This window comes from Kribbella sp. NPDC058245 (assembly GCF_042882005.1).
Classification (GTDB): Bacteria; Actinomycetota; Actinomycetes; order Propionibacteriales; family Kribbellaceae; genus Kribbella.
Genome location: NZ_JBHVWY010000018.1, coordinates 120,932 through 129,904, shown reverse-complemented (window position 1 = coordinate 129,904; position 8,973 = coordinate 120,932). Strand labels below are relative to the sequence as shown.

Annotated in this window: 8 protein-coding genes; 4 read left to right on the top strand and 4 right to left on the bottom strand. The window is 69.4% G+C overall.

The window, feature by feature from the left end; genetic code table 11:
• Positions 1-133: 133 nt before the first annotated feature.
• The gene (locus ACFVWG_RS34205; RefSeq protein WP_391547608.1) at positions 134-373 is read right to left on the bottom strand and encodes a mycoredoxin; all 240 of its coding nucleotides are present in this window, start codon (positions 371-373) and stop codon (positions 134-136) included.
• A 101-nt stretch (positions 374-474) separates the two neighbouring features.
• Between ACFVWG_RS34205 and ACFVWG_RS34200 the strand changes: the two genes are divergently transcribed.
• Together ACFVWG_RS34200 and ACFVWG_RS34195 are read left to right on the top strand one after the other, a co-directional pair.
• Positions 475-2,595: an ATP-dependent DNA helicase UvrD2 gene (locus tag ACFVWG_RS34200; RefSeq protein ID WP_391547607.1), complete on the top strand. Its 2,121-nt coding sequence runs from the start codon at positions 475-477 to the stop codon at positions 2,593-2,595.
• A 705-nt stretch (positions 2,596-3,300) separates the two neighbouring features.
• A complete protein-coding gene (locus tag ACFVWG_RS34195; protein WP_132407629.1) occupies positions 3,301-3,588 on the top strand; it encodes a WhiB family transcriptional regulator in 288 nt (95 codons plus the stop codon).
• Between the two features lie 370 nt (positions 3,589-3,958).
• Here the strand turns inward: ACFVWG_RS34195 and ACFVWG_RS34190 are convergent, their stop codons facing one another.
• A complete protein-coding gene (locus ACFVWG_RS34190; protein ID WP_391547606.1) occupies positions 3,959-6,229 on the bottom strand; it encodes a hypothetical protein in 2,271 nt (756 codons plus the stop codon).
• A gap of 28 nt (positions 6,230-6,257) precedes the next feature.
• Here ACFVWG_RS34190 and ACFVWG_RS34185 point away from each other — a divergent pair, with 28 nt between their 5' ends.
• Complete coding sequence (locus ACFVWG_RS34185; protein WP_391547605.1) at positions 6,258-6,755, top strand: hypothetical protein; 498 nt, start codon at positions 6,258-6,260, stop codon at positions 6,753-6,755.
• Here ACFVWG_RS34185 and ACFVWG_RS34180 read toward each other — a convergent pair.
• Positions 6,748-7,275 (bottom strand): NUDIX hydrolase, encoded by a 528-nt coding sequence (locus ACFVWG_RS34180; protein WP_391547604.1) that lies wholly within the window; start codon positions 7,273-7,275, stop codon positions 6,748-6,750. The two genes, ACFVWG_RS34185 and ACFVWG_RS34180, sit on opposite strands and share 8 nt — an antisense overlap.
• An 18-nt stretch (positions 7,276-7,293) precedes the next feature.
• On the opposite strand from ACFVWG_RS34180, the gene ACFVWG_RS34175 reads away from it, so the two are divergent.
• Positions 7,294-7,461, top strand: coding sequence for a hypothetical protein (locus ACFVWG_RS34175; RefSeq protein ID WP_391547603.1), 168 nt, complete (start codon positions 7,294-7,296; stop codon positions 7,459-7,461).
• On the opposite strand, the gene ACFVWG_RS34170 is transcribed toward ACFVWG_RS34175, so the two are convergent.
• Complete coding sequence (locus ACFVWG_RS34170) at positions 7,452-8,777, bottom strand: ABC1 kinase family protein (protein ID WP_391547602.1); 1,326 nt, start codon at positions 8,775-8,777, stop codon at positions 7,452-7,454. The genes ACFVWG_RS34175 and ACFVWG_RS34170 overlap by 10 nt on opposite strands.
• Positions 8,778-8,973 lie beyond the last annotated feature (196 nt).

Sequence of the window (8,973 nt, the reverse complement as noted above, 5' to 3'; positions counted from 1 at the left end):
CTGCACCACCAACGAAAGGGAACAATAGCCGATGTGCACTGTTCGTCCCGACACCCCCCCCCCCGGAAAAAAAAAAAAAAACACCCTCCCCCCCCCCACACCCCCCCCCCCCCCGCGCTCGGACGTTCAGGTGCTAGACGATCAGCTTCTCCGCGACCTGGGCCACCGACGGGTTCGTCAGCGCGGTGCCGTCGGCGAAGACCACCGTCGGAACCGTCTGGTTCCCCTTGTTGATCTTCTCGACCAGCTTCGCCGCCTCCGGGACCTGCTCGATGTCGACCTCGGTGAACTCGATCCCAGCTCGCTTCAGCTGGCCCTTCAGGCGGTGGCAGTAGCCACACCACGGGGTCGAGTACATCGTCACGGCCGCCATCTACGGTCTCCTTAACCAGTGGGCGCAAAATCTGTCCGGGAACCCGTCTAGGGTTGCCTTCGACGAGTCCCAACCACGCCGTAGGCGGTGCTGTTCCCGATATGACCCAGTCCGTGAGTGACCTCACACGCTCCGGCGCCCCCGATGATCTCTTGGCGGCGCTCGACCCCGAGCAGCGAGCGGTCGCGACCGCCCTCCACGGGTCGGTCGTGGTGATGGCCGGGGCCGGGACCGGGAAGACGCGCGCGATCACCCACCGGATCGCGTACGGGGTGCGGACCGGGACGTTCGACCCGGTCCGGGTGCTCGCGGTGACCTTCACCCAGCGGGCGGCCGGGGAGATGCGCGGCCGGCTCGCGCAGCTCGGCGTCGAGGGTGTGCAGGCGCGCACGTTCCACTCCGCGGCACTGCGGCAGGCGCGCTGGTTCTGGCCCAAGGTGTACGGCGGTGAGCTGCCCCCGATCGCGGACCGGAAGTTCCCGCTGCTCACCGAGGCGGCATCGCGCTGCCGGATCCGGGTCGACACCCCGGCGCTGCGCGACCTGGCCGGTGAGGTCGAGTGGGCCAAGGTCAGCAACGTGCGGCCGGACGACTACGCGCGGCTCGCGCCGAAGTCGGGCCGGGCGCTGGCGGCCTTCGACCCGGCCACGATCGGCAAGATCTTCGCGTCGTACGAGGACGTCAAGCTCGAGCGCGGGCGGATCGACCTGGAGGACGTGCTGCTCTGCGCGGTGGCGCTGCTCGCCGAGGACGAGCGGGTCGCGGCCGAGATCCGCCGGCAGTACCGGACCTTCGTGGTCGACGAGTACCAGGACGTCAGCCCGCTGCAGCAGAGCCTGCTCGACCTGTGGCTCGGCGGCCGGGAGGACGTCTGCGTGGTCGGCGACCCGGCCCAGACCATCTACTCCTGGGCCGGCGCCGAGCCGGAGAATCTGGTCCGCTTCGCCTCCCGGCATCCGAACTCGACAGTGATCAAGCTGGTCCGCGACTACCGGTCCACGCCGCAGATCGTCGACGTGGCGAACAAGATCCTCGATGCCGCCGGTCCGGCCGGGCTGCCCGGCCGCGTGACGCTGCGGTCCCAGCGCGACCCTGGTCCGGCGCCGGTCTACCGCGAGTACTCCGACGAGGTCGCCGAGGCGGATGCGGTGGCCCGGGCGGTGACGCGGCTGAAGGACGAGGGCGTGCAGTTGCGTGACATCGCCGTACTCTTCCGGACCAATGCGCAGTCGGAGAACTTCGAGCAGGCGCTGGCGGAGCGGAAGATCCCGACCGTGCTGAAGGGCGCCGAGCGGTTCTTCGAGCGCCCCGAGATCCGGAAGGCCGCAGTGTTGCTGCGCGGCCAGGCCAAGGCCGGTGACCTCTCGGACGACCTGCTCGAGACGGTGACCGGCGTACTGGGTGGAGCTGGTTGGACCCCGGAGGCGCCGAGTGGTGTGGGCGCGGTCCGGGACCGCTGGGAGTCGTTGAGCGCGCTGGTCACGATGGCGTCCGACTTCGCCACGGCGAACCCGGAGGCCGGGCTGAGCGACCTGATGGCCGAGCTGGACCGGCGGGCCGCGATCCAGCATGCTCCGGTCGCCGAGGGCGTCACGCTGGCGACACTGCACGCGGCCAAGGGACTGGAGTGGGAGTGCGTCTTCATCGTCGGCGCCCACGAGGGGACGCTGCCGATCACCTACGCCCAGACGCCGGGGCAGGTGGAGGAGGAGCGCCGCCTGTTCTACGTCGGCGTCACCCGAGCCAAGCAGCAGCTGTTCATCAGCTGGTCGACCTCACGCTCGCCTGGCGGCCGGGGGACCCGTGGTCCGACGCGGTTCCTCGATCCGATCGGTGTGCGGACCTCACGGCAGCCGGCCTGGGAGCCGACGACCGACCGTGCTGAGCGGGCCGAGCGTGCGGCAAGAGCCGGCCGCCCGATCCCGAAGTGCCGGGTCTGCGGCCGCGGCCTGATCGACCCGGGCGCGCGCAAGCTCGGCCGCTGCGAGACGTGCCCGTCCAACATCGACCAGGACCTGTACGACGCTCTGCTCGCCTGGCGTACTGAGCAGGCCGAGTCGGAGAAGATGCCGGCGTTCGTCATCCTCACCGACGCCACGTTGACCGCGATCGCCGAGACGCGGCCGTCTGATGAGCTGGCTCTCCGCAAGATCCCGGGGATCGGCCACACCAAACTCACCAAGTACGGCGAGCAGATCCTCGTGCTCTGCACCCGCACCTAGGCCAGAACGGCGTCCTGGCTAGGCGGGACGCCGTACTGGGGCTGGCTGGCCGGGGTCATTGCCTGTTCGTGCAACTTGCGGAAATGGTGTTGCCACGCTGGTCCGCCGGGGCGCATGGTTGAGTGTGTACGACGGTAGATAGGTGACTCAGGCAACTGGTTCCGGCCACCACGGCGGCAACTTCCGGCCAAGTTCCCGAACCTGCCAATAAATAGTTTGCGGGGTTCGCGGACCTCAGCGTACTGTTCTTTCTGCGGCTGAAGGCTGGCCGAAAACTTCAAACAACCATAGCGATCGAGCCAACGCTTGCTTCGCCACAACGAGAGGAGGTGCCTGGAGAAATGGTCAACATCATCAAGAAGCCGAACTGCATCGCAGCTGCGCTGCCGTGCGCCCTGATCCCGGGTGCCTCGCCGCGCCTTCACGGCACGTCCGTTGTGGTCATGGCTGTCAGTGACGTCCAGTTCACGGGCGGAGCTGTCGGCGATGTGAAGTACGGCAATTCGGGTTCTCGAGCATGGAGTCCACCGGTCTGACAGACAGTCAGACCCGGCACCTCCAGGCCGCGGAACCCACAAAGGGTCCCGCGGCCCTTTTGTTTGTCCAGGAGCGTCATTGAAGAACCAAGTTTGGCGGCCAGCAACCGCTGACCGTCTCCGACGACAAAAGACCAGCAGCACCGAAAGTCACTGGGAGGTGACCGGAATGAGCGTGAGCTTCCTCGACATCTTCAACGAGGTGGCCTCGTCGCAGGACCTGCCCTGTCGGTCCTACGCACCTGAACTCTTCTTCGCCGAATCGCCGGCGGATGTCGAGTACGCCAAGTCTCTTTGCTCCACCTGCCCGCTCCAGGCCGAGTGCCTGGCCGGAGCGCTCGAGCGCTCGGAGCCGTGGGGTGTGTGGGGTGGACAGCTGTTCGTCCAGGGCGTGGTTGTTGCCCGCAAGCGTCCCCGTGGACGCCCCCGCAAGAGCGACACCACGACCGCCGCCTGACGACCCAGATCCGAATCGAGACAACCAGACCATGAAGAACCAGCTTGAACACAGGAGCCTTGAAATGCATTTACTTCACGAAGATCTCGCCCGTGCTCATTGTCGGACTCACTTGGAGAACGCAGAGCAGAACCGGCGCTTCCGCCTCGCTCAGACCATCGAGCGGGCGCAGAAGCAGGCCGAGCGGGCCGGCCGGCGAGCTGAGAGGGCCAGCGCACGCGCGCGCCTCGCACTCGCCCGCCTCGTCTGAAACACCAACACCAGAAGCCGGCCCGGCCGGTCCGTAGGGAGGACCGGCTCGGCAGGCACAGCCTGACCAGCTGAATGATCGAAGGGCGGCACCTCCAAGGGGTGCCGCCCTTCGGCGTCTCTACTCGCGGCCGTGCGCGGTCCGGCGCTCCATGCTGCGGGCCCGGTGGGTGGCCTGCAGAGCGGTCGCCATGAAGCCGGCGGCGACGTTCCCGCTCTCCGGCGGCGTCTCGATCAGGCCCAGTTCCCCGACCAGCGCCGCTTTCTGAGCGTCGAACAGGTCGGCCGGCAGCATCCGCGACGCGGCACCGGTGACGTCCACCTCGACGGCCTCGGCACCCTTGCGATACGTCACCTTGTAGCCCAGATACTGCCGATCAGCACTGAACTCCAAAGAGCCCTGTACGTCGTCCGCCCAGCGCCCGAGGTCGTCCATCACCCGCGGAGTACGCGCCACGCGGCCGAGGCAACCGACGTACACGTCGCCTTCGAGCGGCTCGCCGTCTCGCCCGGCGATCGGGTTCCCCCGGTCGTCCTGCAGCCGGACCACCGTGCGGCCGTCCTCGGTCTGGGCCGTCTGTACCGCACCGAGCCGCTTGCCCGGGATGGTCTGGAGTCGCCCGGACGCGGTGGGGGAGGCGTCGCGGTCGTGCAACTGCCGGAGCGCCGTGTACTGCGCATCGTTCTGGAGCACCCAGGGTGCCTCGGTGCCGACCATCACCACCTCGGCGTCCGGGTTCCCGGCCAGGATGATCTCGGCGTTCGCGATCGCGCCGCCGCCGATCCCGGCGATCAGCCAGCGACGACCGGCCTGCGGGTCGTAGTCACCGTCGCCGATCTCGTCCCCGATCAGCACCCGGCCGGGCGCCTGCTGCCGCGCCTCATCCCAGGCCCGGGTCGCCTCGAGCGTGGTGATCGCCTCTTCCACTGGTACGCCGACCATGCCTGCCGCCCGAGCTGCAGCCCGGATTTCGGTCAGCTCCGGAACCGCGCGCAGCACGCCCAGCGCCGTACCGGCTGTGCCTGGTTGGTCGCGCAGCTCGCCGATTGCCTGCCGAGCTGCTGCGGCTTCGGGGCTGGATGCGTCGGCGAGGCATTCGTCAACTGCGCTCAGGGCTTCCGGGATCGTCGGGACCCAGCGCGAGGCGCCAGGGACGATCTCAGGCGGTACGCCGGTCGCCACCACCGGTGTGCCTTCGACCTCGACCCGGAGCGGCGCGGTCCCGTCGAGGGGTTCGATATCGGCGACCAACTGGCCGTCGGGGCCGACCGAGAGCCGGGCGTGGCCGTCGATCAAAGGCCCGCGTACGGCGGCCTGATCCTCCCAGAGCTGGATGGCGGCCAGCGGCACGCGGTCCCGGGGGCCGGCGACGGTGTGCGGATCGCCGAGTCCACTGTCGCGCAGCTGCCGAACCTGGTCCGCGGACTGCACGATCCCCGGAATCGGATCGACATGCCACCGCCCGCGACCGTCGACGAGCAATGCGTCCGGATCCCGCCCAGCCAGCGCGGCCCCGCCCCCGATCAGCAGCCGGACCTTGGGATGCTGCCCCGGCGGTAACGCGGCCGCCTGCTCGCGGAGTGCGCTCAGCGTCTGCGCACTCTGCGCATCCCGAGCGTCAGCCGCCCGCTCAGCCTGCTCCAGGAGCTGCGTCGGCTCGAGCCGAATCGAGTCCACACCCTGCTCCCGAAGCGGCCGGCTCTCGTCCGGCGTGAGGCGCTCGATCGGTGGGGCGAGTTCACGGATCGCCCGGCGGCCTTCCGGGGAGAGCCGCGGCGCTGCGACCAGAGTCCGGAAGACTCGCGCACGCCGCTGTACGTCGTCCTCCGTGCCTGACGCTCGCAGTCCCAGCTCGTCGATCTCCGCCGCGAGACTCGCGATGGTCGCCTCGGTCGCTTCCGGGCCGTAGGCCTGCTGAGCGAGCCAGTCGAGTCGGCCGAGACCCGCGTGATCCTGTTCGGACAGCTGGGCCTGAGCCGGGTCGCCCTCGACCCCGACCACGGCACTGTCGAGGAGATCCCGCCGTACCGGAGCCACTCCGGCGTCCGCGCGGCTGCGCGCCGCCATCAGCTCAGCGGTCGCCCAGGCCAACTGCGGACCGACCTGCTCCGGAGTCAGCTGGTCGGACAGCTGGATGACGTGGTTGTCGGAGGTGGTGTTGGCGAAGACCCGCACGGTCCGGCCGGTCGGCAGCCCGGCTGAGTCCAGTCGGACGCTGAGAGTCCGGCCGTACTGATCGCGGCAGTTGAAGGTGTGGTTGCGAACCTCGTCACGGCCCAAGTCGGCGAGCGCACTGGTTGCCTGCAGCGCGGCCAGCATGCTTGGCCACAGCTCGGCCGCGCGGGCTCGGACACGCTCGGCCTCGGCTCCGCGGACCACCGGATCACTCACTGCCGAATAGTAAGCTCGGCAGGTGTTCATGGCGCGTTCAATCCAAGAAGCCGGGCTGTATGTCGAGCTCCACCCGTGCGAGTGCGGCGCCGGCGGTGAGCTGACCATGAGCCTCGCCGAGCAGGACGGCCAGCAGGTGGCGATCTACGAGGGCGACTGTCCCGAGTGCGGTCGCGCGCGCCGGTTCGAGTTCGCGCTCCCCGCCGAGCCGACGACAGGTCCGGCGTACGGGGGTTCGGAGCCGTCGACGATCATCGATGCGGGCGAGTTCCTCTGGTACAGCGACCGGGTCACCGAGGCGGCCGCTGAAGGGGCCGGCGCGCAGGCCAGATCCGCTGTGGACACAGCGATTGCGGCTCTGGATGAGGTGCTGAAGTTCATCCCGGACGGAGCGGACGCCGTACCGAGGGAGGCTCTTACATCCGAGCTTGGCAAGGCTGTGTACGACGCCGGGCCGGACCGGTTCGCGCGTGCGGAGCTCGCCTACCGCCGCGGCCTGCTCGCCGAGGCGCGCGAGCTCACCTGAGCTGGAGCAGGGCCTGCTGCAGACCGACCAGCGTGATCCCGCTGACGATCTCGCCGCTCGCAATCATTGCCGGTACGGCGGTCAGCGGGATCCACTCGATCCGGTCCGACTCGTTGCGCTCGGTCGGTTCGCCGATCCGGGTCGCGGTCGTGGCCCGGAAGACGTGGTGGACGGCGTCCATGATTCCGGCGCCCGGTTGGGAGCGGATCAGGTGGGCGAGCGGCCCGGGCCGCCAGCCGGTCTCTTCCTCGACCTCGCGAGCCGCGGCGTCGATCGGTGCCTCACCGGCCTCCACGATGCCCATCGGGAGTTCCCAGGCCCAGGTGTCGGTGAGGAAGCGGTGCCGCCACATCATCAGCACCCGGTTCTCGGCGTCGGTCACGACAGCGGCGGCGACGTCGGCCAGACGGACGGCGTGGTAGCCGACCCGGCGTCCGTCGGGCTGCTCCACGTCCAGGCGGCGGACGCTCAGCCAAGGATTCGACCAGACTTCTTGTTCTTCGTGGATCCGCCAGCGCACGGGGTGCACACTACTGCCATGGTGAGTGCTATCTGTGCGTTGTGTGGTCGGCAGGCCGAGTCCGAGGACGTGCCGCTGACCTGGGCCACGTCGGTCGAGAACGGCCGCAAGCTCCACTACTGCGACGCCTGCGCGCGCGAGAACGTGCGCAGCATCGAGGGGAAGCTCGACCCCGTCTACTGGTGAGCTTCGGCCTCGCTGAAGCCGGGCAGCAGCTCCTCGAGCACCGAACGGAACGGTGCCTCCGCCTCCAGCTGGGACAGCACCGCCATGCCGCCGATCCAGACCCGATGGATCAGCAGGTAGGACGGCGGCAGGTTGAGTTTGAAGGCCAGCGTGGCGTTCGGGGAGCGGAAGTCGCTGGTCCGGTTCGCCTGCGCGCGCATCCACTCCCGGTTGAACTGGAACGTGTCCTCGCGGGCGGGCTCCGCGAACGGCGCCAGGTAGTCCATCAGCTGCTCGGGATCGATCTCCATCCGCGGCTTGATGAACCCTTCGTCCACCAGCCCGTCGTGGATCGCCGGACCGTCGCCGGTGAGCGAGAGCCGCAGCAGCCGCCCGATCGCCGGCGGTAGGCCCTCGGGCAGCCGGGCGCACAGGCCGAAGTCGACGACGCCGAGCCGTCCGTCGGCCAGCACCCGGAAGTTGCCGGGATGCGGGTCCGAGTGCAGCAGACCGGCGTACTTGGGACCGCTGAACAGGAAGCGGGCGTACTTGAGCCCGATCTCGTCGCGCTCCTCCTTGGTGCCGTCGGCGATGAACGACGACAGCGGCCGGCCCTCGATCCACTCCGACACGATGACGGTCGGGGAATGCTTGATGACCCGCGGTACGACGAACTCCGGGTGGTCGGTGAACGCGTTGGCGTACTGCTGCTGGGCCTGGGACTCGCGGTCGTAGTCGAGCTCCTCGCCGATCCGCTCCTGCAGCTCCGCGACCAGTGGCTTCATGTCCAGGCCGGGCACGATCGTGCCGAACGTGCGGGCGAACCGGCCGAGCTGCTTCAGGTCGGCGCGCAGCGCCTCGGCGGCACCCGGGTACTGCAGCTTGACCGCGACCTCGCGGCCGTCCTTCAGCGTGCCTCGGTGCACCTGGCCGATCGACGCCGCGGCGGCCGGCTTGTCGTTGAACTCGGTGAACCGGTCCCGCCAGCGCTTGCCGAGCTCCCGGGACAGGATCGTGTCCACGGTCGACATCGGCATCGGTGGTGCGGAGTCCTGCAGCTTGGTCAGCGTGGCCCGGTACGGCGCTGCCAGCTCCTCCGGCATCGCGGCTTCCATCAGGCTCAGCATCTGCCCGAACTTCATCGCGCCGCCCTTGAGCTCACCCAGGACGGAGAACAGCTGCTCGGCGGTCCGGCGCTGGAACTCGGCGAGCACGGCCTCGGCCGGCGCACCGCCGATCCGCTTGCCCAGCCCGACCGTGGCCCGGCCCGCAGCGCCCAGGGGCAGGCTGGCGAGTTTCGCAGTCCGGCTCAGCGCTTTACGGGGGAGGTCCGACACACTCCCATTCTGTCCGGTCGCCCAAGCCGGGCGGTGCCGGGGTGCCGTTCAGGGGTGTTGCGGGTCGTCATCGAACGGCGTCGGGGGGGGGGGGGGGAGGGGGTGGGGGGGGGGTAGCCCCCCCAGCGGGGGGGTGGGAGCGTGTGAGGGGCGTGACTGTTTGTTGACCTGACCTGGGGGATCTGCGTCTCTCCGC